The organism is Streptomyces lancefieldiae, assembly GCF_031845825.1.
In the GTDB taxonomy this organism is placed as follows: domain Bacteria; phylum Actinomycetota; class Actinomycetes; order Streptomycetales; family Streptomycetaceae; genus Streptomyces; species Streptomyces lancefieldiae.
This window is the reverse complement of the sequence record NZ_JAVRFH010000059.1, coordinates 16,377-38,427: the sequence shown is the minus strand read 5'-3', so window position 1 is coordinate 38,427 and position 22,051 is coordinate 16,377. Positions and strand designations below refer to the sequence as shown.

At 70.6% G+C, this 22,051-nt stretch carries 20 protein-coding genes; 17 read left to right on the top strand and 3 right to left on the bottom strand.

Features of this window, described 5'->3' with window-relative positions:
* Window positions 1-130: 130 nt before the first annotated feature.
* The 16 genes from RM812_RS35085 (at window position 131) to RM812_RS35010 (ending at window position 17,775) form a co-directional block, all read left to right on the top strand.
* Complete coding sequence (locus RM812_RS35085; protein ID WP_311582524.1) at window positions 131-1,291, top strand: LeuA family protein; 1,161 nt, start codon at window positions 131-133, stop codon at window positions 1,289-1,291.
* 52 nt (window positions 1,292-1,343) lie between these two features.
* The gene (locus RM812_RS35080; RefSeq protein ID WP_311582521.1) at window positions 1,344-1,532 is read left to right on the top strand and encodes a lysine biosynthesis protein LysW; all 189 of its coding nucleotides are present in this window, start codon (window positions 1,344-1,346) and stop codon (window positions 1,530-1,532) included.
* A gap of 29 nt (window positions 1,533-1,561) precedes the next feature.
* Window positions 1,562-2,413 (top strand): ATP-grasp domain-containing protein, encoded by an 852-nt coding sequence (locus RM812_RS35075; protein ID WP_311582518.1) that lies wholly within the window; start codon window positions 1,562-1,564, stop codon window positions 2,411-2,413.
* Window positions 2,410-3,465 carry an N-acetyl-gamma-glutamyl-phosphate reductase gene (argC, locus tag RM812_RS35070; protein ID WP_311582515.1) on the top strand — a complete coding sequence of 352 codons (1,056 nt, stop codon included), beginning with the start codon at window positions 2,410-2,412 and terminating at the stop codon, window positions 3,463-3,465. Before RM812_RS35075 ends, argC begins: the two co-directional genes overlap by 4 nt.
* Window positions 3,462-4,328: an amino acid kinase family protein gene (locus RM812_RS35065; protein ID WP_311582512.1), complete on the top strand. Its 867-nt coding sequence runs from the start codon at window positions 3,462-3,464 to the stop codon at window positions 4,326-4,328. The genes argC and RM812_RS35065 overlap by 4 nt, the downstream gene beginning before the upstream one ends.
* A gap of 28 nt (window positions 4,329-4,356) precedes the next feature.
* On the top strand, window positions 4,357-4,920 hold the full coding sequence (locus RM812_RS35060; protein ID WP_311582509.1) for a type 1 glutamine amidotransferase: 564 nt from the start codon (window positions 4,357-4,359) through the stop codon (window positions 4,918-4,920).
* A gap of 135 nt (window positions 4,921-5,055) precedes the next feature.
* A complete protein-coding gene (locus tag RM812_RS35055; RefSeq protein WP_311582507.1) occupies window positions 5,056-6,192 on the top strand; it encodes a Glu/Leu/Phe/Val dehydrogenase dimerization domain-containing protein in 1,137 nt (378 codons plus the stop codon).
* Window positions 6,189-7,961 (top strand): AMP-binding protein, encoded by a 1,773-nt coding sequence (locus RM812_RS35050; protein WP_311582505.1) that lies wholly within the window; start codon window positions 6,189-6,191, stop codon window positions 7,959-7,961. Before RM812_RS35055 ends, RM812_RS35050 begins: the two co-directional genes overlap by 4 nt.
* Window positions 7,962-7,984: 23 nt before the next feature.
* A complete protein-coding gene (locus RM812_RS35045; protein ID WP_311582547.1) occupies window positions 7,985-9,256 on the top strand; it encodes a pyridoxal phosphate-dependent aminotransferase in 1,272 nt (423 codons plus the stop codon).
* A gap of 109 nt (window positions 9,257-9,365) precedes the next feature.
* The gene (locus RM812_RS35040; protein ID WP_311582503.1) at window positions 9,366-10,259 is read left to right on the top strand and encodes a fumarylacetoacetate (FAA) hydrolase; all 894 of its coding nucleotides are present in this window, start codon (window positions 9,366-9,368) and stop codon (window positions 10,257-10,259) included.
* Between the two features lie 47 nt (window positions 10,260-10,306).
* The gene (locus RM812_RS35035; RefSeq protein ID WP_311582500.1) at window positions 10,307-11,530 is read left to right on the top strand and encodes an acyltransferase family protein; all 1,224 of its coding nucleotides are present in this window, start codon (window positions 10,307-10,309) and stop codon (window positions 11,528-11,530) included.
* 107 nt (window positions 11,531-11,637) lie between these two features.
* Window positions 11,638-12,855, top strand: a complete 1,218-nt coding sequence (locus RM812_RS35030) for a cytochrome P450 (protein WP_311582497.1) — start codon at window positions 11,638-11,640, stop codon at window positions 12,853-12,855.
* A gap of 28 nt (window positions 12,856-12,883) precedes the next feature.
* Window positions 12,884-13,078, top strand: coding sequence for a ferredoxin (locus RM812_RS35025; protein ID WP_311582494.1), 195 nt, complete (start codon window positions 12,884-12,886; stop codon window positions 13,076-13,078).
* A complete protein-coding gene (locus RM812_RS35020) occupies window positions 13,075-14,355 on the top strand; it encodes an NAD(P)/FAD-dependent oxidoreductase (RefSeq protein ID WP_311582491.1) in 1,281 nt (426 codons plus the stop codon). Before RM812_RS35025 ends, RM812_RS35020 begins: the two co-directional genes overlap by 4 nt.
* A gap of 102 nt (window positions 14,356-14,457) precedes the next feature.
* A complete protein-coding gene (locus RM812_RS35015) occupies window positions 14,458-16,002 on the top strand; it encodes an MFS transporter (RefSeq protein ID WP_311582487.1) in 1,545 nt (514 codons plus the stop codon).
* Window positions 16,003-16,542: 540 nt separating this feature from the next.
* A complete protein-coding gene (locus RM812_RS35010) occupies window positions 16,543-17,775 on the top strand; it encodes an MFS transporter (protein WP_311582484.1) in 1,233 nt (410 codons plus the stop codon).
* Between the two features lie 22 nt (window positions 17,776-17,797).
* On the opposite strand, the gene RM812_RS35005 is transcribed toward RM812_RS35010, so the two are convergent.
* Together RM812_RS35005 and RM812_RS35000 are read right to left on the bottom strand one after the other, a co-directional pair.
* On the bottom strand, window positions 17,798-18,580 hold the full coding sequence (locus tag RM812_RS35005; RefSeq protein WP_311582480.1) for an SDR family NAD(P)-dependent oxidoreductase: 783 nt from the start codon (window positions 18,578-18,580) through the stop codon (window positions 17,798-17,800).
* Window positions 18,581-18,678: 98 nt separating this feature from the next.
* Window positions 18,679-19,347 (bottom strand): ScbR family autoregulator-binding transcription factor, encoded by a 669-nt coding sequence (locus RM812_RS35000; RefSeq protein ID WP_311582476.1) that lies wholly within the window; start codon window positions 19,345-19,347, stop codon window positions 18,679-18,681.
* A 403-nt stretch (window positions 19,348-19,750) separates the two neighbouring features.
* Here RM812_RS35000 and RM812_RS34995 point away from each other — a divergent pair, with 403 nt between their 5' ends.
* On the top strand, window positions 19,751-20,677 hold the full coding sequence (locus RM812_RS34995; RefSeq protein ID WP_311582472.1) for a ScbA/BarX family gamma-butyrolactone biosynthesis protein: 927 nt from the start codon (window positions 19,751-19,753) through the stop codon (window positions 20,675-20,677).
* A gap of 87 nt (window positions 20,678-20,764) precedes the next feature.
* Here the strand turns inward: RM812_RS34995 and RM812_RS34990 are convergent, their stop codons facing one another.
* Window positions 20,765-21,967, bottom strand: coding sequence for a cytochrome P450 (locus RM812_RS34990; RefSeq protein ID WP_311582468.1), 1,203 nt, complete (start codon window positions 21,965-21,967; stop codon window positions 20,765-20,767).
* Window positions 21,968-22,051: the final 84 nt, after the last annotated feature.

Genomic DNA, 22,051 nt, shown 5'->3' with positions numbered 1-22,051 from the left:
CAAAACTTGACACGAAGCAGACAGCAGCGCCTTGACCAGGCTTTGTGAACGGGCAACTCTGGATAGCGATTCAGTGACCCCGTCGCGCCATCCACCGGCTATTCGGATCCGGCAGAAGGAGATCGAAGTAATGGCGGTGCCCGAGAAAGCAGACGACCGATCCGCACGGCCCCTTCCCCATATCTCCGACGCGACCCTCCGGGACTCCGCGCACATGGCCGGAGTCGAGTTCGGAGCCAAGGACGCCGCGAAGATCGCCGATCTCCTGGTCAAGTCCGGCGTCGAGCTGGTCGAGGTGGGCATGATCTCCGGCCCGGCCGGCAAGGACACCGCGCTCATCGAGGCCGTGCACGAGACGGTGGGCCCCGAGCGCAGCCTGAGCCTGGTCGTGGTGCGCAACCGCCAACAGGTGGAGAGGGCCCTCGACGAAGCCGTCCGCCTGGGCGTCAGGTCTGTGATGTTCTCCATTCCCACATCCCAGGCGCACGCGGAGCTGAAGCTGGGCTCGCCGAGCGCCAGGTACCTGACCGTGGTCGCGCGCGCCGCGATCGAACTGGCCAAGGAGCGTGGACTGCACGTCACGTTCAGCGGTGAGGACGGGGCCCGTACGCCCAAGGAGCGCCTGGTCCCGTACGTGGAGGCCGGGTTCGCAGCCGGCGCCGACCGGTTCCGGCTCGCGGAGACGGTCGCCTTCCTGTCGCCCTGGCAGATGGAGGAGCAGATCGGGCACCTGACCGCGATCGACGGCGCCGAGATCGAGATCCACTCGCACAACATGCTGGGCATGGCGGTGGCCAACTCCCTGGCCGCCTACCGGGCGGGCGCCGACTGGATCTCCTGCACCGTGGCGGGCATCGGTGAGCGCGGCGGCAACGCTCCCCTGGCCGAGCTGCTCACGTCGCTGCGGGTCATCCACGGCGACAACCGCTTCGACCTGTCCCACCTGACCGAGCTGTCGCGGGCCGCGCTCGCCGGGTCGGGGCTCGGCAGGGCCTTCCAGTCGGGACCGACCACCGAGCACGCCTTCGCCTACGAGCTGCCGGGTCAGCTCAGCAACCCGGAGGCCTACGAGACGCTGCCGCCGGAGGTCGTCGGCAACTCCCGCGAGCTGCGCGTACGCACCCGTATCACCTCCGCGCTGGTCGAGTGGGCGCTCACCGACGACCCGGGCCTGGACATCGACGTCGAGGGCTTCACCGCATGGCTCGGTGCCCAGCAGGAAGAGGCCGGGCGGCCCCTGCTCGACCGGAGCGCCATCCGCAAGCTCGCCGTCGAGTTCGCATCCCGCTGAGCCGAGCCGCTCGCCCGCCTCACCACGTCCGAACCACATCCACGGAGAGACCATGACCACCGCTGCCACCCTCACCGGCATCTGCCCCGAGTGCGAGACCGATCTCACCACCCCTCCGATGGTCGACGGCGAAACCCTGTCCTGCCCGGAGTGCATGCTCACGCTTCGCGTCGAGGGCGTGACCGACGGCACGCTCTCGCTGGAGATGGTCGAGGTACAGCTGCGCGACTGGGGCCAGTGAGCACGGACGCGCAGGAGGGGACCACATCCATGGGCGGAAGAGTTGCCATCGTCGCGGACCGGATCGGCTGGGAGGAGCGCCTGCTGATCAAGACCGCGCCGGAACTGGGCCTTCAGGTCGAGTGGGCCAACGACGAATCGCTGTGTCTCGGGCACGTGAGCGCTCCCTCGCTCAGCACGTACGACGCCGTCCTGATACGCAGCCGCAGTTACACCCGCGGCGGACTGCTCGCCACCCTGGCCGAGTCCGCGGGGATTCCCACGCTGAACTCGGCGAGCGCGATCCACGCTTGTGAGAACAAGCTCCAGCTGCGCACCGTGCTGCGCGACGCGGGTGTCCCGGTGGCCGACTTCCGCCTCGTGCTCTCCCGCCGGGACTTCGAGAAGGCCCTGGACGAACTGCCGGCACCGGTCGTGCTCAAGCCCGTCTTCGGCGGCATGGGGAAGCGAGTGACGCTGGTCCGCGAGGCCGATGTGGCCCACTCCGTGTACGACTACGTCGAGGACCTCGGGCACGGCTTCGAACAGGCCTGCCTGGTGGAGCCGTACCTCGACGGCGGCACGTCGGTGCGCTGCTTCGTCGTCGGCCGTGAGCTGGTCGCCGCCGCGGAGTTCGAGAGCGCCGGTGGCGACTGGCGCAGCAACGCCGCGCTCGGTAACCAGAGCCGCGCCCTCACCCACGACGCCGCGGTGGTGAAGGTCGTCGACAGCGTGGTGGACCGGCTCGGCGAAGGCATCTACGGAATCGATCTGTTCCGCACGCCGGACGGCCCCGTCGTCAACGAGGTCAATCACGCGCCGGCGTTCAGGACGATCGCCTCGGCGACCGGCGCGGACATCCCGGCCGCCATAGTCCGCTACGTGCAGGAGACCCTCGCATGATCCGTGTGGGAATAGTCGGCGCCTCCGGGCTGGCCGGCGGCGAACTGATCAGGCTCGTCACCCAGCATCCCGAGCTCGAACTGACCTTCCTGGGCGGGTCGTCGAACATCGGCCGCCGCCCGGCCGAACTCCACCCCGGCCTCCGCCTCGACCTGGGACTCACCGTGGAGGCCGTCACCGAGGACGTGGCGGACCGCTGCGACGTGGTGCTGCTCGCCACCCCCGCCCCCGTCTCCGCCGAGCTGGCCGCGCGGCTCGCCGACCGGGCCGGCTGCGTCATCGACCTGAGCGGCGCCTTCCGTATCCGCACGCCCGAGCTGCACGACCGCTGGTACCCACAGGTGGCGCGCTCCACCGAGCTGGCCGACCGCTTCGTGTACGGAGTGCCGGAGCTGATCGGCGACGAGCTGGCCGACGCCGCGCTGATCTCGCTGCCCGGCTGCTACGCGACGGCCATCACCCTGGGCCTCGCCCCGCTGGTGCTCTCGCTCGGCCTCGACCTGAAGACCGTGCTCGTGGACGGCAAGAGCGGATCGAGCGGCGGCGGCCTGCAGCTCCGCACCGCCGACCTGCACCCCCTGCGCAACGGAGCGATCGCTCCGTACGCGCCCACCGGGCACCGGCACGCCGCGGAGGTCTCCGACTTCCTGGAGCGGGCCAAGCCGGGGAGGATCGGCTCGCTCACCATGTCCGCGTACGGCGTCTCACACGTCCGTGGGCTCCTTGCCAGCACATACGTCTTCACGGACGACTCCGTGGAGCCCCGCGACCTTCAGCGCGCTTACCTGCGGTTCTACAAGAAGCACCCGTTCGTCCGGGTCCGGCGGCACAACGAGACCCTGATCCCCGTCCCCGACCCGCAGGCGGTGCTCGGCTCCAACTTCTGCGACGTGACAGTACTTCCGGACAGCGAAGGGAACCGCATCGTCGTGCTCGCCGCCCTCGACAACCTCGTGAAGGGATCGGCAGGCCAGGCCGTCCAGGCGCTCAACCTGCGCTTCGGCCTGCCGGAGGAGACCGGTCTCGGCATGCAGCCGGTGATGCCGGCATGACCACGCTCATCGAGAGGCCCCTCGGGACCGAAGGCACCAAGGACATCACGACGCACGTCCCGATCGTGGTCAAGCTGGGCGGAAGCTGCCTGGACGACATGGCGGACTCCTGGTGGGACGACCTCGTCGCCCAGGGCCAGGAGCACGCCCTGGTCCTGGTCCACGGCTGGTCGAAGCCGCTCAAGCGGCTCAACCCGCGCTACACCGAGCCCTCGGCGATCCTCCGTGACCGCTACGGCAACCAGAGCCGCTGGACCACGCCGGAGGTGATCGCCGACATCAAGACGGTGAGCGCCGAGCTCGGCGAGGACGTGGTCCGCCGACTGCGGGACCGCGGCATGCCGGCCGAACGCGTGCTCGGCAGCGACGGCCTGGTGCAGGCGGGCGAGGGCGAGCGCTGGTGGTGGCGCGGCAAGGAACTGGTCGAGCTGGACAACCTGGTCGGCCCCATCACCGGCGTGAACCCGGAGCGGCTGGCGGACCTGCGGCCCGGCCACTGCTACATCGTCACCCCGCTGGCCCGCAACGCGGCGGGCCAGGAAGTGAACACCGACGCCGACCGGGCCGCCGCCGCGGTCGCCGCGGCCACCGCGGCCCCCGCGCTGACGCTCGTCACCGACGTACCGCACCTGCTGATCAACGGCTCACCCGTGCGTCAGATCTGTGCCGCCGAGGCCGCGAAGTTCCGTGACCGCGGCGCCACCGGCGGCATGCGCAAGAAGCTGCGGGCCGCCGGCGAGGCACTGGACCGCGGTGTCCGGCGGGTGCACATCGGCAGCGCGCCCGTCTCGCAGATGCTCGCCGCGCGCACCGGCACGGTCATCACCCGCGAGCCCGCCGACACCATCACCGCCCGGACGTGAACCGAGACCAGCGAGAGGAGCAGTAATCGTGGCGACGTCCAGGGTTCTGGTGGTCAACAACGGGACGCTGTCCCTGAAGCAGCTGCGCGCGCGCTTCGAGGACCTGGGTTCCGAGACCGACACGGTCGACGCGGCCTCGGTACCCGCGAGCACCGGCTCCCGCTACCAGGCGATCGTGCTGAGCGGCACGAAGGTGCGCGCGTACGACAGCGACTTCTACAAGCCGCTCGTCGACCTGGTCACCACGGCTGACGTGCCGGTCCTCGGAATCTGCGGCGGCATGCAGATCATCGCCGTCGCACACGGCGGCCGGCTGGAGGAGGGCCCGCAGCGGGTCGGTGGGCACGAGGCGCAGGTGGACACGGACGACCCGCTGTTCTCCCACGTCAAACCCACCGTGACCGTCTTCCACCGGCACACCCTCTATCTGCGGGAGGCTCCCGAGGGCTTCCGCACGATCGGGCGGTCCGAGCTCGCGCCGGTGGAGTTCCTGCGCTCGGACGACGGCCGCATCTACGGCGCGCAGGCCCACCTGGAGTTCCGCAAGGACGGCGCGGAGATTCTCCGTGGCTTCGCGGACCTCTACCGGTGAGCGGGCTCCGGGACCGCCCCGGGGTTGCCCCCGAGCCGCCGTACCGCACCGCCGCATCGTCATGGATCAACACCGTATCGACATGGATCAAGAGGGCCCCTGGCAATGAGCGTTCTGACTGAAAACCCTGCCGAGGTGCGGACTGTCCGTCCCGAGGCGGACCAAGAGAGCCGAGAGCCGGCGTTCACGGTGTCGCTGAACGGCAGCGGCGGACCTCTCAAGGGCTGGGTGGTGGTCGACACCCTCGTCGACTCGCTCGCCATGGGCGGCACCCGGATGACCGGGGACGTCACCGAGGAAGAAGTACGCGGGCTGGCCCGCGGCATGACCCACAAGCTCACTCTGGTCGGCCTGCCCATCGGGGGTGCCAAGGCCGGCATCGTCTCCGACGGCACCCGCCGCGAGGAGACCCTGCGCACCTTCGGGCGGACCGTCGCCCCGCTGCTCCACGGTGGCCTGCACCTGGGCTGCGACCTCGGCGTGACCCCCGCCGACCGGGCCGTGTTCTTCGGCGAGGCGGGCTACGACCCGCGGCGGAAGAACCGCGCCGTGGACATGCCGTACGACTGGCGCGCCTACTACGAGCCGCTGGTGGACTGCACCGGCCACGGCGTGGGCGTGGCCGCGGTCACCGCGCTGGAGCAACTGCACCGGCAGGGCGGCTCACGCCGGGTCGTCGTCCAGGGCTTCGGCACCGTGGGCCGCTCGGTGGCGCGGTTCCTCGAGGACCGCGGTCACACGATCGTCGGGGTCGCCGACATCGAGGGCACCATCAGCGCGGAGCGGCTGCCCGTCGCCGACCTGCTCGCGCTGACCGACGGCTTCGGACGGATCGACCGCACGCGACTGCCCGGCCATGTGGAGGTTTCCGACGCACCGGACGCCTGGCTGGACGTCGACGCCGACGTGCTGGTGCTCGCCGCCAACCACAACGCTCTCCATTCGGACAACGTGCACCGTCTTCGGGCCGGCCTGGTCGTCGAGGGCGGCAACATCACCGTCAGCCCCGAGGCGCGCACGAAGCTGGCCGTCTCCGGGTCGACCCTGGTGCCCGATGTGGTCGCCAACGTCGGCGGAGCCGCCGCGGCAGGCCTGGCCCTGGCCCGCATCGTGCCCTTCGAGCTCCCCTCCGAGCAGCGCAAGAACTGGGTCTTCGACTGGGTCGGCACCCGTGTGCGCCAGAACACCCTGGATCTGCTCGAGATCGCCGCGGCCACGAACGAGGACCCGCTCGCGACCCTGCTCACCGCCCGCAGGAAGGACCGACGATGACAGTGTCCGCCGTTGAGGCGACGAACTTCGCCAAGTCACCCGTGGTGAACGGAACACTCCAGGTCGAGGACGCACCCGTGGTCGACGGGGTGCCGATGATCCGGCAGAACATGCCGACCGTCACGATCACCGACCCTCTGCCCGACGACCGCAGGGCGCGGGAAGCCCTGTACTACCAGCGCGGCTGGTGGCGTGAGGAGACGTTCCTCGACGACCTGCGACGCCAGTCCCGCATGCGCCCGCACAAGCCGGCCGTGGCGGCCCGGCGGCTGCGGGAGGCCCGCACCGACACCCTCGACTACGTCGAACTGCACCGGCTGACCGACCGGTTCGCCGGCGGCCTGGTGGAACTGGGCGTCCAGCCGGGCGACTTCGTCGCGGTGCAGCTTCCCAACCGCTGGGAAATGGTGCCCCTGCTGTACGCCTGCATCCGCGTCGGTGCGGTGATCTGCCCGATCGGCCCGACCACCCCCGAGGACGCTCTGCGGCACCGGCTCACGCTCACCGAGGCACGGGTGCTGATCACCATCTCGGAGTGGGAGGAGGCGCCGCTGGCCAAGAGCGCGGTGAAGCTGCGCGAGGAGCTCGACTCCCTCCATCACGTGGCGGTCATCGACGGCCGTGCCCCGGAGGGCGCCATCGACTTCCGCGACCACTTCGTGGACCGGCTGTGGGAGGGCGTGCACAACGAGGAGCTGGACAGCCGGGAGCTGAAGCCCGACGACCCGTTCGTGGTGCTGTTCACCTCGGGCACCACGGGCGAGTCGAAGGGGGTGCTGCACAGCCAGAACACGATCCACTCGGCCATCCGCGGATACGTCGACACCTTCCTGCTCGACGAGCACCTGGTCGCCGCGGTGACCACCCCGCTGGTCCACTACTCGGGCTTCGCCCAGGGTGTCCTCGCCAGTGTCATGCTGGGCGGCACCATCGCCTTCCAGGACCACAGGAAGAACGAGGCCCTGCTCGACCTGGTGCAGAAGTACGGTGCCACGCTGCTGTACGGCCCCCCTCCGACCCTCACCGACATCGCCCAGTCCCAGCGGGCCGAGCCCCGCGACGTGTCCACCCTGCGCCACGTGGTCACCGGCTCGGCGCAGGTGCTGCAGCCGCTGGTGGACGACCTGCGGGAGACCCTCGGGGCCCGTACGTACTCGCTGTGGGGCATGTCCGAGAACGGCCCGGTGACCATCACCAGGCTCGACTACAACCAGGACTGGGCCGCGCACAGCAACGGCCGCCCGATCGACGCCATGGAGATCCGGATCGACAAGTGCCTCAATCCCACGGAGCGGGCCCCCGTCGGCCGGCTCCGGGTGCGCGGCGCCTCGCAGGCACTCGGCTACTTCAAGCGCGACGCCGAGTACCAGGAGAAGATGCTCGACGACCAGTGGTTCGACACCGGTGACGTGGCCCGCGACGACGGTCGCGGTGGTATCCGCATCCTGTGCCGCGCCAGCGACGCCATCAAGCGGGACGGCATGGTCGTGCCCATGGCGGAGATCGAGTCGGTCATCAACCGGCACGACAAGGTCGCCGAGGCCACCCTGGTCGGCCCTTCGGGCCGGGTCGAGGACCCGATCCTCGCAGTCGTCGTGCCCCGCGGTGACGTGCACCCCTCCCTGGAGGAGATCCGCGAGCACCTGCGCGAGGCGGACACGGACGAGCGGTTCCTGCCCGACCGCCTCGAGGTGATGGACGAGCTGCCCAAGACCCTGACGGGCAAGGTCCGCAAGGCCACCCTGCGACAACTGTTCGGCGAGGGGTGAGGTCGGTGCCCGCACCGGTTTCCATGTCCGCGACGCTCGCGGCCGACGAGGCCATGGCACACCTTCGCCGGTCCGGTCGGCCGGTGATCGCGATGACGAGCGGCGAGATCGGTCTGCCGGTCCATCCCGAGCTGCGCGCGCGGCTCGCCGCAGCGGCGGACCGGGCCTCCTACGGTCCCGTGGCCGGAAGCACCGCCCTGCGCACGGCCGCCGCCGGCTACTGGACCCGACGGGACCTTCCCACGGACCCGGAGCGTGTCGTGTGCGGGCCGGGCAGCAAGCCGTTGCTGTTCGCACTGGTGCTCGCCGTCGGCGGGGACGTGGTCATCCCCGCGCCGAGCTGGGTCAGTTACGCGGCACACGCCCGGCTCGCCGGGGTCCGGCCCCTCTCGGTGCCGATCCTGCCGGGCCAGGGAGGCGTACCCGACCCCGACCTGCTGCGCGAGGCGGTCACGGCCGCGCGGTCCGCCGGTCACGACCCGCGGTCCGTGGTGGTCACCCTGCCGGACAATCCGACCGGCACGGTCGCCTCGCCCGAGACGGTGCGGCGTCTCGGCGAGGTGGCCCGGGACCTCGACCTCGTCATCATCTCGGACGAGATCTACTGCGACCTGGTCTTCGACCCGACGGTCGAGGCCGTCTCCCCGGCCCGCTTCGCTCCCGAACGCACCGTCGTGACCACGGGCCTGACGAAGAACCTGGCCGTCGGCGGGTGGCGCCTGGGTGTCGCCCGTCTTCCCGAGGGGGAGGCGGGGCACGCACTGCGTACCCGTCTGCTGGGGATCGCCAGCCAGATCTGGTCCAGTGCCGTGGCGCCGGTGCAGGAGGCGGCCTCGTACGCCTTCGGTGAACCGCCGGAGATCGTCGAGCGGGTGGCCGCCGGCCGACGGCTGCACGCAGCGGTGGCGCAGGCGATGGCCGAGCGGTTCACCGCGGCGGGAGCGATCCTCTCGCCGGTGCGGGCGACCTGCTACCTGTACCCGGACTTCGGCCCGCTGCGCACCCGACTGGCCAGGGCACACGGAGTGCACACCGGTCCCGAGCTGGCCCGGTTGCTGGTCGAGCGGTACGGCGTCGGCGTGCTCGCGGCGAGTTCCTTCGGCGAGCCGGTGGCGGCTCTGCGCGTACGGGCGGCCACCAGCCGGCTGTACGGCGACACCGACGAGGAGCGGACCCTCGCACTCGCGGCGCCCGACCCCGCCGGGCTGCCGTGGATACGTGCCTCGCTCGACCGGGTCGAGGAGGTACTCGCCGATCTGGCCGGCCTCGAGGCCGCCCGACCGGCCGCCGCCTGACCGGCCATCGACCACCGCATGCCGAGGTACCTCCCCCGGCCTCGGCATGCGGTTCCCCTGCCCCGTCACCCGCCCTGTTTCTCCCACGGCCGTTGGAGGGCCGTTCACCATGTCGATTCTCTTCGAATGCGAGTACGAGGGCGCCCGTCATGTGGCCTTCACGCGTCCGGTCCCGGGCCGGGAGATGAGCCTCTACCCGGTCTCCGACGGCCAGGTTCGGGCGGCCGTCATCACCGAGGGCAGCGCCCGGGCGGCCGCCCGGGCCCTCACCCGGGACATCACTCCGGTGACCGTCGACGGCGGCGCGCGGCTGCGCCCGCTGCCGCCCCTGCTGCCCACCGACGGCAGCATGAACGCCCTGGTGAGCGGCTTCATGCGGACGCACAAGTCCAAGTACGAGGACGAACCCACCGACGAGACCGAGTTCGTGGCGCCCAACTGGTTCTTCAAGGGCTTCGGCGACTGGCTGCGGATGCCGGGCGAGACCCTGACGGTACCGACGAAGGCGGTCGCCCTGATCGAGGAACCCGAGGTCGCGCTCGTCTATGTCAATGACGAGGAGGGCACCGCGCACTACGCGGGCTACACCTTCGGCAACGACCTGTGCGACATCGGCCTGCACCGGCAGAACCCGGGCTGGAACCCGTACTGCAAGTTGTGCGACACCTCGATCGCGCCCTGGCTCTTCCTCGACGAGCCGCCGCAGACGGTGACCGGCACGACCGTCATCGAACGCGACGGCGTCACCGCCTGGGAAGGGCCCTTCGACTGTGGTGCCGACGCCCTCTACTTCAAGGTCCAGGACATGGTGGACAACCTCTTCGAGTACCCGGCCCTGCGCCGGCCCGGGCTGGTCAACTACATCCTGCTCGGTGCCGACGAGGCCAGTTTCCACGACGGCTTCCGCATCGCCCACGGCGACCGGATCACGATCGACGTGAAGAGCCACGACGTCACCCTGTCGAACCCCGTCCGCTTCGGTGGAACGCCAGGCTCGGAGTAACTCACGGCGCCCCGGCGGGGTGCACCGACCCGAGGAGTCGCCGTTCCATGAGCACCGAAGACCTCACCAGACCGTCCGACAGAGCAACGGCCGGGCCGGCCGGCGCCGGTGCCACGGCACACGGAGGGGCCGGCCGGCCGCCCGGTACGGCACGGGGCGGTGGCAGGCTCCCGACCCTCACCGGGCTGCGGTTCCCCGCTGCCCTCCTGGTGTTCCTGTTCCACGCGGCACTGCCGCTCTCGGACATGCGGATCCTCGCCGACGACGGTACGGCGGACTGGTTCTACGCCTTCGCCGCGCAGTCGGGCGGCCTGGGCGTCACCTTCTTCTTCGTACTGAGCGGTTTCATCCTGACCTGGTCGGCCCGCGACGGCGATCCCGCGCGGGCCTTCTGGCGGCGCCGCTACGCCAAGATCGTGCCGGTCTACCTGGTCTCGTGGTTCCTCGCCCTGCTGCTCGTCGACCTGTCGGCGACCGAGGTGTGGCAGGCGGTGGTCACGCTCTTCATGGTGCAGTCGTGGGTCCCCGACCTGAGCACCAACTTCGCGGTGAACAACCCGGGCTGGTCACTGTCCACCGAAGCCTTCTTCTACCTGTGCTTCCCCGCCTTCTACCCGGCGGTCAAGCGCATCTCCGAGCACCGCCTGAAGTACTGGATCGCCGGCACCGTCGCCGCCATCGCCGCCACCCCGCTGATCACGTACGCGCTGATACCGGTCGGCACCGAGGTCGTTCCCAACGAGCCCACGGACTCCGCCAACTACTTCTGGTTCGCCTACATCTTCCCGCCGGCACGCCTGCTCGACTTCGTGCTCGGCATCCTCGTGGCACGTGCCGTCCTCGCGGGCCGTTGGCGCGACATCGGCATGGCCTGGTCCAGTGCCCTCCTCGTCGCGTCGTACGTCGCCGCCTCCTTCACTCCCCTCCTCTACGGGCTCCGCGTGATGTGCGTCGTACCCGCGGCACTGCTCATCGCGGCCGGGGCCCTGGCGGACACGGAGGGAAGGAAGACGTTGTTCAGCCACCGTGCGGCCACCTGGCTGGGCGAGGTCTCCTTCGCCTTCTACCTGGTGCACTACACCGTCCTGACCTTCGTCCGGGAGTCGCTCGGCGACCGGATGCTCTCCACCCCCATGGGCGTGGCGGTGCTGATCGCGGAGGCCGCGGTGTCACTGCTGCTCGCCTGGGCGCTCTATGCCCGGGTGGAGCGGCCGCTGACCCGACGCTGGTCGAAATCCCGGAAGACCGACCGCCGCGCCCGCTCCGCGTGACCCCGTCTCCCCAGGCCGGGCCCCCCTCCGGCCCGCCCGCCAGTTCCCGTGTTCCCCACGCCGGCGCGTCGCCCGCGCCCGCCCGCACTCCCTAAGGAAGGTCGAAGATGTCAGCGGCCCACGCACCCGGTCCCGTCACCACCGACGTCCCGTACCTGGACGTCCTCGATCCCGCGTTCCGCTTCGAGAACCCGGAAGTGGCCGAGGCCCAGGAGCGGCACTGGTACGCGAACACCCCTCTCGGGCAGCTCGTGCTGCGCCACGCGGAGGCCAACGACATCGTGCGGGACAACCGCCTCACCCACGACGGCCCGGGCTTCATGAAGCAGAACGGCGTCACCGGGGGTCCGGTCTACGACTGGTTCGTGGGCGCTCTCGTCAACCAGGACGGATCCCACCACCGCCGGTTGAAGTCGCTGGTGAACAAGGCCTTCACCCCGCGCATGGTGAACAATCTGCGTCCGGTCATCCGCGAGACCGCCGACCGCCTCGCCGGCCACCTCGCCGCCACCGGCACGTGCGACTTCTACGCGGACTTCGCCGACCGGCTGCCGCTGACGGTGATGACGGAACTGCTCGGCGTGCCGGCCAAGGACTTTCCCACCTTCGGCACCTGGAGCTCCGACATCGGCCTGGTGTTCAGCCTGGCCGCCGGGGGTGACATTCCGGCCCGAGTCGAGGCGGCCGTGACCGGGCTCTACGGCTACGTCGACCAGCTCATGGCCGACAAGGCGGCGCACCCGGGCGACGACCTCGTCTCGGCACTGGTCGCGGCGCGCAACACCGAGGGCGACGTCACCGAGGACGAGCTGCGCAACCTCGTGGTCACCATGGTGTTCGCCGCCCACGACACGACCCGGCTCCAGCTCGCCAACGCCATGGCCACGTTCGTGGAGCACCCGGACCAGTGGCGGACGCTCGGCGAGCGCCCCGATCTCGCCGTACAGGCGGTCGAAGAGGTCATGCGCTGGCGTCCGTCCTCCAACGCCGTCTTCCGCAACGCCGTCGACGACTTCGAGTTCCGGGGCGAGACCTTCCCCGCGGGCACCATGTTCCTCGTCGGTGTGCAGGCCGCGCAGCGTGATCCTCGGGCCTACCCGGGTGGCGACACCTTCGACATCACGTTTCCCCGCCAGGCCGGAGTGCTGCAGTTCGGCGGTGGGCCGCACTACTGCCTGGGCGCTCCACTGGCCCGGATGGAGCTGGCGGAGGCACTGCCCGCCCTGGCCACCAAGCTCCCCCCGCCCTCCTACGCGGGCGAGGTCACCTGGAGGCCCGCGGTGGGCATCACCGGTCCCAACGAGCTGCCGCTCCGCTTCGGCTGACACGGCCCCCCTCCACGCAGGAGTTCCCATGAAGATCACCGTGGATCACGAGAAGTGCTGTGCCTCGGGCCAGTGCGCGATGCTGGCTCCCGATGTGTTCGAGCAGCGCGAGGAGGACGGCCTGGCCGTGGTGCTCCTCGCCGAGCCGGACCCAGGCCTGCACGACGCGGCGCGGGAAGCCGCGGCCTACTGCCCGACCACGGCCATCCTGGTCGAGGAGTGACGGGCGACCGCGTCGCCGTCGTCGGCGCCTGTGCCGCGGGACTCGCGGCGGCCGAGGCGCTGCGCCGGCACGGCTGGCGGGGCGAGGTGAGCCTGATCGGGGCCGAGCCGCATCTGCCGTACGACCGGCCGCCCCTGTCGAAGCAGCTCCTCTCCGGAGCATGGGGTCCCGAGCGCACCCGGCTGCGCGGTCCCGAGCAGCTGGCGGAGCTCGGCCTGGACCTACGCCTGGGTACGACGGCGGTCTCCCTGGACGCACGGGCGGGACGCCTGACGCTGTCCGACGGCACGGAACTGGAGTGCTCCGGGGTGATCGCCGCGACCGGTCTGGTCGCCCGTGTCCTCCCCGGCAGCGCCGGGGTGACCGGGGTGCGGAGCCTGCGCGGTCTGGATGACGCACTGACCCTGAGGGAGGAGCTCCGCACCCCGCGACGGCGTGTGGTCGTCATCGGGAACGGCGTCCTCGGAAGTGAGATCGCCGCGGTCATCAGGGAGCTGGGGCATGAGGTGGCACTGGTCGGGCCCGCACGCACGCCGATGGAGCATTCGCTCGGGCCGTGCGTCGGCGCGCTGCTCGCCCAAGTGCACACCGCCAAGGGCGTGGTCCTGTACGGCGGACGCCGGGTCGAACATCTGGGCACGGCGGCCGACGTCGTGCGCTCGGTGCACCTCGACGACGGTACGGAGCTGCCGGCCGACCTCGTCCTGACCGCCACCGGCTCGACTCCCGCGACGGACTGGCTCGCCGGCACCGACGGCATCGACCTCACGGACGGCCTGGGCTGCGACGCGTACTGCGCAGCCGCGCCGAATCTGTACGCGGCCGGCGACGTCGCCCGCTGGCATCACCCCGTCTACGGCCGTGACCTGCGGGTCGAGCACCGGATGAACGCCACCGAGCAGGGCATCGCCGCCGCCCGCAACCTTCTGGCCACCCTGCTTCCCCGACCGGGGCCGACCGCTGCCGAGTTCGCACCGGTCCCGTACTTCTGGACGGACCAGTACGACGTCAGGGTCCAGGCGTACGGGCTGCTCTCCCCCGCCGGGCACCTCCACACCGAGGTCTTCCGCGGCGACCGGCTCGGCGCCGCGACGCTCCACGGCGCGGACGGCCTGGCCACCGGGGTCGTCGCGGCGAACCTGCCGCCGCGCACCGTACGCGCGTTGCGGGCCGTGGTCGCTCGGCCGGTCCCCTGGGGCAAGGCCGTGGACGACTTCAAGTCGGCACTCGACCAGTTCGAGACATGTGGCCCACATCACCGAGGCGGAGGGACCTGAGACACGCCCCTGTCAGTTGGGTTCCCTTGGCACCCGGCCGACGCGCCGTCGGCCCCGCTCGCTGCCAGCAAGTTGATTGACCGTCAGGCCTGAGGAGGTCTCATGACCAAGGCTCCAGCAAAGCGGACAGGACTCGTCCTGTTCCTGCTGGCCTTCTCGCAGTTCATCATCAGCGTCGACTACAACATCGTGTACGTCGCCCTGCCCGACATCGGTGAGTCCCTGGGCTTCTCCGCCCAATCCCTCCAGTGGGTCGTCTCCGCGTACGCGGTCTCCTTCGGCGGCCTGCTTCTGTTCGGCGGCCGTGCGGTGGACCGGATCGGCGCGCGCCGTCTCTTCCTCACAGGTCTGGTGTTCTACGCGGTCTCCTCGCTCGCGGGTGGTCTCGCCACCGGCCAGAGCGTTCTCATCGCCGCCCGTCTGGTGCAGGGCGTCGGCGGTGCGCTGCTCTTCCCCGCCGTGATGGCACTGATCGCCACGTCCTTCGAGGGCTCGCTGCGCACCAAGGCGTTCGCGGTGTGGGGCGCGGCCGGCTCGCTCGGTCTCGCCGCCGGCGCCCTGCTCGGTGGCGTCCTCACCGACCTCGCCTCGTGGCGGTGGGTGTTCTTCATCAACATCCCGCTCGCCCTGATCGTCCTGATCCCGGCTCCGGCCACGATCCGGCCCGACGGCCGCATGAACCTCTCCGTGGGCGGCTTCGACCTGCCCGCCGCGCTCCTGGCCACGGTCGGCGTCTCCTCGATCGTCACCGGCCTGGTGACCGGGCCCGAGGAAGGCTGGACGCACACGCTTCCATTGGGAGCGCTGATCCTGGGCGCGGTGCTGCTCGCGGCGTTCTTCGTGACGGAGGCCAGGACCCGCGAACCCCTCATGCCGTTGCGGCTGCTGAAGAACCGGCCACTGGTCGTGTCGGTGGCCGTCCTCCTGGTCTTCCAGACCGCACTCGCGGCCGGCTACTACGTCTTCACCACCTACGTACAGCCCGTCCTCGGCTACAGCGCCATCGAGGCCGGACTCGCGTTCCTGCCCCTGACCCTCGCTTCGATGATCGGCTCCGGAAAGCTGGCACCGAAGTTCATGGAACGCTTCGGCATGCGCGTCACCCTGTCCTCGGGCATGATCGTCAACGGCGTCGGCATCGCCCTCACCGCCATCGTCATGACCACGGGCGGATCCTTCTACGCCCTCCTGCCCGGGTCCGTGATCTGGGGCATCGGCGGCGGACTCGTCTTCGTGTCGGTCTTCGCCTCCGCGGGCTCGGGTGTGAGCGACGAGGAGCAGGGTGTGGCCAGCGCCATGGCCTCCACCGCCCAGCAGGTCGGTGGTGCCGTCGGTCTCGCCGTCCTGGTGGCCGTCGCCAACTCCACGTTCACCGGCACCTACGCCGACGCCGCGAAGTCCGACATCGTCTCCGGGCTGCGGCTGGCCGGGGTCATCGGCGCGGGCCTCCTCATCCTGGGCGGCTTCCTCGCCCTGGCCCTGAAGAAGGACGCACCGCAGCAGGGCGAGGAACTGCCCGCACAGCTCCCCGCTCCGGCCTGCGGACCTGCGGACAGCTGCGCGGCGTTGCAGAAGCAGAGCGCGTCCTCGCAGCCCGCGTGCGGCACGGCGGACAAGGAGCCCGCGGCTTCGGGCATCTCCGTCTGAACGGCCCCGGCGGACAGCCCACGCGACCGACGGCGCGGACCCTGGATGTGGACGCGGAGAGCGAGTGGATGCCCTGCGAGCCGCGCCCGTATCCGGATCCGGCGCCGCGCGTTCTGCGGGCGCTTCCTCCACGAGGACCAGGACATCGGTGATCCGGACGTTCTGACCGGCATCGCGCCCGGACTCCACCTGTCCTGGGTGGAGTTCCCCCGGCTCTGGGCCATGGCACGTACGCCGCCGGCCGTGTCGAAGTACCCACCGTGGCGGCGGCCCGGGCCGCGCAGTGGCGTCAGCGGATCACCTCACGCCCAGCGCTCTGCAGGACCGCGACGTTCACCGCGGGTGGGCAGCCGGCCGGCCGGACCGGAACACCCGCATGACACTCCTGCTGAGGGGATGCCGTTCGATGGCCTCTGATGACGGCTCACGCGTACCCGTCCGCTTCGACGATCGCCGGGGACGGGTGCCCAGGGGGGCCGTGGCGCACCTGTCCGGCCGGCTGGGCACCCACGGCGTCACCCCACCCACGAGGCCGTAGCGTTGCTCCCCTCGCTCCAGCCGACGCGGCCCATCCAGCCCGGGCAACCGCCCGACCCCCTCCCCCGGCGGCGTCCCCCGGCCCGCCGCCGTTCGTCCGGACTGCATCCGGCCGCGGCCCTGTGCAACGCCGACTGGCACATCGCCGCCCCGCTGCTTGCCGCGCTCGCAGCCACCTGGCACACCGACATCGCGTCCATCGCGACGGGCGTCGCGGCCCACTCCCTCGGACAGGGCCTCGCACTGCCCCTGTGGGGGTGGAGCGCCGACCGGTTCGGCCCGGCGCGCAGCCTGCGCGCCGGGCTGTTGCTGGCGGCAGCCGCGAACGCGGCGTGCGCGCTCTGCTCCGGTGTCGAGTCCTGGGTGGCGCTGCGTGCCGCCGCCGGCGTGGGATTCGCCGCCGTCGCCCCCTCCGTGGCCCTGTCCTACGACCGCTTGCCGACGTCCCGGGACCGTCAACGCGCCTTTGCCGGGCTCACCACCGTCACCGCGGCGAGCGCCATCGCCGCACCCGTCGTGACGGGGGTGGCCGCACACCTGGGGACCTGGCGCTCCGTGTTCGCCGTGCTGGCGCTCTGCACCGCCGCGACCGCGGCGCGGGTCCGTGTGGAAGTACCGACGACCGTGTACGGCAGAGGAACCCGCTCCGCCCCCGAACCCACTCACCGCCCCGCCGGGCGATCCGGGCGGACGGGCACCGCGTACCTCACGGTCATCGGGATGGGCGTCGCCGAGGGCGCGGTCATGCTGGCCCTGCCCGCGCTGCTGGCGCCCGTCCTCGCCGCCGCCGGTGCGCAGCAGGCGGCTTCGGCGGCTCTGGTCGTCTACGCGGCCGGCGTGCTCGGCAGCACGCTCGTCCTGCGTCGGCACGCGCGCCGGTGGGGCCCCGTGAAGCTCCTCACGGCGGGTGGTTCGCTGGGGTGCGCGGGCGCCGTACTCGTCGCGGTGACGCCGAGCGTGGCCGTCGTCCTGCTCTGCGCGGCCGTACTCGGCGTCGCCTGGGGCTATCTGCACACCACCCTGCAGACCTGGCTGCCCCACCTGGTCCCCGCCGCCGAGCGGGCACGCGCGGCCTCGTCGTTCGCGGCCGCGGCGATGCTGGCGAACTCCGTCGTGGTGGCGGCGAGCACCTCCGCGCTCCAGAGCGGTCACCACGCCCCGGTGTTCGCCGCGGGCGCGGTGCTGTGCGCGCTGCTCACCGGGTGGGCGGTGTCGACCGCGCGCCACTGGCGGTGAGTGCCGCGGGGCACGGGTGCGCTCAGGCCGCGGTCCAGCCCCCGTCGACCGGAACGGCGGCACCCGTGACGAACGAGGCCCGGCTGCTGCACAACCACGCCGCCGCCTGCGCCACCTCGACGGGTTCCGCCATGCGCCGCTGCACGGACCGCGTGGTGTAGGCCTCTTCCAGATGCGGTGCGGACTTCAGTACGTCCTCGATGAGTTCGGTACGCGTGCTGCCCACGACCAACGCGTTGACCCGGATGCCCCGTTGGCCGTACTCCTCGGCGGCGGCCCTGGTCAGGCCGATCACCGCGTGCTTGGCCGCGATGTAGGGCGCGGTCGCCCCCGTGGCGAGAACGCCCGCGATGCTGGCGGTGTTGACGATCGAGCCGCCCGTACCGGACTCGAGCATGGCGGATATCTGAGCCTTGAGGCAGTTCCACACTCCGCGCAGATTGACGTCGAGGGCCTGGGTGAACACCGAGTCGTCCGTCTCGTGCAGCGGCTTCCCCGCCGTGGCCCACCCCGCGTTGTTGAACGCGCCGTCGAGGGCTCCGTACGTGCGGACCGTCTCCGTGACCACACGGTTCACGTGGTCCGGGTCGGTGACGTCACCCGGCGACGCCAGCGCCTTGCCTCCGGATGCCGTGATCTCCTCCGCCAGCTCCCGCAGCCGGTCCTCCCGCCGAGCCATCAGCACGACCGCGGCGCCCTCGGCGGCGAACAGCCGGGCGGCTGCCGCACCGATGCCGCTCGACGCTCCGGTGACCATGATCGTCGCTCCGTCCAGCAGGCCAGTACCGCCGCCCGGACCTCGCATGCGCCGCACATCCCTTCTGCTGCCGGCCAGACCGCAGCCACGCACCCCGACCGGTCACGACGGGGTGATCCCCCTTGCCGGGTTCGATCTGTAACGCATCACGCTCGCGGCTCGGTGGAGGTCGTGCCCCTGCCGGGATGGTTGTTGGCGCACCCCCGACTCGGATCCACGACGATCCGTTCGACGACTTCACTCGTGGCGATCCCGGGCAACAGCAGTTGCCACATGCGCTCCACCCGAGTGGGCAGATCGGGCAGACTGCCGGCCAGCTGCGCATAGTGCTGGATCCCCGTGAACGCTCCCACCAGGAACTGCGCCACGTGGCCAGGGACAACTCCCGGAGCCAGCTCCCCGTTCTCCTTGGCCGTCTCCAGCCATCCCACGAAGATCGCCTCGAAGTCTCCGTAGGAAATGTCGTCCCCGATCCCGAGCGACTGCTGTTCCACAGCGAGTCGCACCGCGGCCCGGATCAGCGGACTGACGTTCAGCTGATGGGCCCACGTCATCGAGAAGTCCACGATCCGCTGCACTCCTTCGGAGTCCAGGTTCGCGGTCAGCTCCCCCGTCTGGGCCAGCATGACGGCCTGGGCCAGAGCCTCCTTGTTCTCGAAGTGGAAGTACAGCGCCCCGAGCGTCACGCCCGCCCGTCTCATGATCTCCCGCATGCTGGCGCCCTTGTAGCCGAGCTCGTCGAAGGTGGTGGCAGCGGCACGCAGGATGTCGTCGCGGGTCTTCAGAGCACGTGCCTGCTTGGGTTGCGCTGCCATGGAGCGTCTCGCCTTCCCCGGACATCAAAACGAACGGCCGTTATTTTACGGCGCCCAGCCGGACCACATCACATTCGCGGGATTCAAGAAACACCAAAGGATCGTGCCCAAGGGCAGGTCTGCCACTGTCAGTGCCTGCACGATTCGAGTCAAGGAGGGGGTGAACGGAACACGGGGGGAGCAGGCCACTCGCCGCCCCGCGCAGGCGCTCGGCGCCCCTCAGCGAGCCCGGAGAAACGCCGCACCCCGCCTGAGGCCCTCCTGGACGAGCCCTCTAGCGACCATTGAGTTCGAGCCAGCCCTCGACAACAAAAAGAACACTCGTTATGTTACACGAGCAGCGCGACAGCGCCGACTGAGCACGGCGAAGTGTTTATCCGCGTCCGCGTTACCCGGGGGACTCATGCTTGTCCATACGCTTCCGTCCAGGGTCACAGGTCCAACCGTTCCGCCCCATTACGTACACAAGAGGAACATCTCAGAGGTCTTCCTGACATCCTGGGACAACTACCGCCCTGACTCGTTCGTCGTCTCCGCTCGATGGCCGTCCCGCCACCGCTTCTACCTGTCGCAGAACGGCCTGCACGATCCCCTGCTCTTCGTCGAGAGCGTGCGTCAGTGCTTCCCTCTTCTGTCGCACGCGGGCTACGACCTGCCGTTCGGGCACCACTTGATCTGGCAGTACCTGAGCTACGAGGTCACGCCCTCGGCCATGCGCATAGGAACGGGCCCCACCGACCTCGACCTCCACATCACCTGCTCGGGCATCCGACGCCGCCACAACGGCGAACTGGCGGCAGTGACCCTGCACGTCACCGCATTGCGCGACGGCAAGCACCTGGGCAGGGCGCAGGCTCGCTTCTCCTGCCACGCGCCGTCCGTCTACCGCCGGTTGCGCGGCCGGTACGCCGGAGTGACCGGCGCACCGGGTACGTTGCCGCCGGCGGAGGCCGCACACCTGGTGGCGAGGGACCGGGACGATGACGTCGTGCTCTCGCCGACCGGGCATCGGCGCACCTGGCTCCTCCGCAACAACACGTCCCACCCCGTCCTCTTCGACCACCCCGTGGACCACTCGCCGGGAATGCTGTTCCTGGAAGCGTCACGCCAAGCCGCACATGCCTACGCGCACGCCGAGCACGCGTACCCCGTCAAGGTCGAGTCGACGTTCTTCCAGTTCAACGAGTTCGACGCGCCGTGCCGCATCTCGGTCGAGGAGTTCCCCACGATCGGAGGGACCGGTCAATGCACGCAGGTGCTCGCGACGCAGAACGGAGAAGTCACCTTCTCCAGCGTGGTGACCGCTCTCGTGCGACCGCCGGTCTCGTGACGGACTGACAACCCGACCCGCCGGTGTGTCCCGGCCCCCCACTCCCCCATCCGGGACACACCGGCGTCCTCTCAGCTACTACAGCTACTACCAGCGCACCGGAAGCGCCGTCGGCCGCCGGAGCAGCACCCCGTGGTCCCACGGCAGGGTCTCCGGGTCCGCGTCCAGGGCAAGTCGCGGGAACTCCTGGGCCAGTCGGACCAGCACCGTCGTGATCTCCAGGCGGGCGAGAGCCGCACCCATGCAGTGGTGCATCCCGTAGCCGAACTGCAGGTGCTTGGCACCCTCACGGTCGGGGTCGATGGTCTCCGGGGCCGGAAAGACCTCGGGGTCGCGGTTGGCGGCGAAGACGTCGGCATACACGACGTCCCCCTCGTGGATCACGGCCTCGGCCGTCTCCACGTCCCGCGTGGCAATACGGGGAAAGGCGGACGGACCCCCGAGCGGTATGAGCCGTATCAACTCCTCCGTGAGGCGCGGGGCGACCGCCGGATCGGCCACGAGCCGTTGCCAAAGCCCTGGAGAGCACAGCAAGGCGTACACGGCCTTGGCGAGCACCGACAGGGAGTTGTGGTCACCGGCCACCACCGCCGGGAGCAGCAGCCCGGTCAGCTCCGCGTCCGTGAGCGGAGGTTCCGCCCGGTCACGGCCGGCGACGAGCCGCTCCACGAGGCCGCCCCGGGCACTGGGACGCACCCCGGTCACCAGATCGGTGACGTACGCGCACACTGCGGTGAAGTGCTCGACCAGGGTGTCGAAGTCGTCGGCAGGCGCCATCTGCGCGGTACGGCCGTGGAGACGCACGCGTTCGAAGTCCTGAGCCGGTAAGCCGAGAAAGCGGGCGTTGACCTCGGCGGGGATCCGGTCCAGGACCGTGCGGAACACGTCCGGGTGCTCTTCCGACCTCAGATCGGCGAAACACACCTCGATGATCTCTTCGAGAGCCGGTCTGAGGCGTTCGACGGCAGCCGCCCCGTACTCGTTGGCGACGACGCGCCGCATCCGCGCGTGGTGCGCCGCGTCGAGATTGATGAGAAGTTCGGGCGGCATCGCCGTCGGCAGGAAACTGGGGCCGTCGTCGGTGTTGGCCCGGGCCCGGCTGAACGTGGGGTCCTTGAGCACCCGGTGGACATCGCCGTAACGGGTGAGGTGCACGGCGGTGTGACCACTGGGCAGGACGACTCTCGGCAACCCACCGTCGGAGAGCCCCGCCAACGGCGTGCAGGCAGGCGGCGGGTCGAGGCGTGGAATGTCCTTGACGCTGATGGCGGAGGTGATGCTGGTGTCCATGAGCTCCCTCGTTCGTCGTCTGCCGTCACTGTGGTCCACCACAGCGCATCCCAGCCGGTTCACCGGTAGGCGACGCTCAACGCA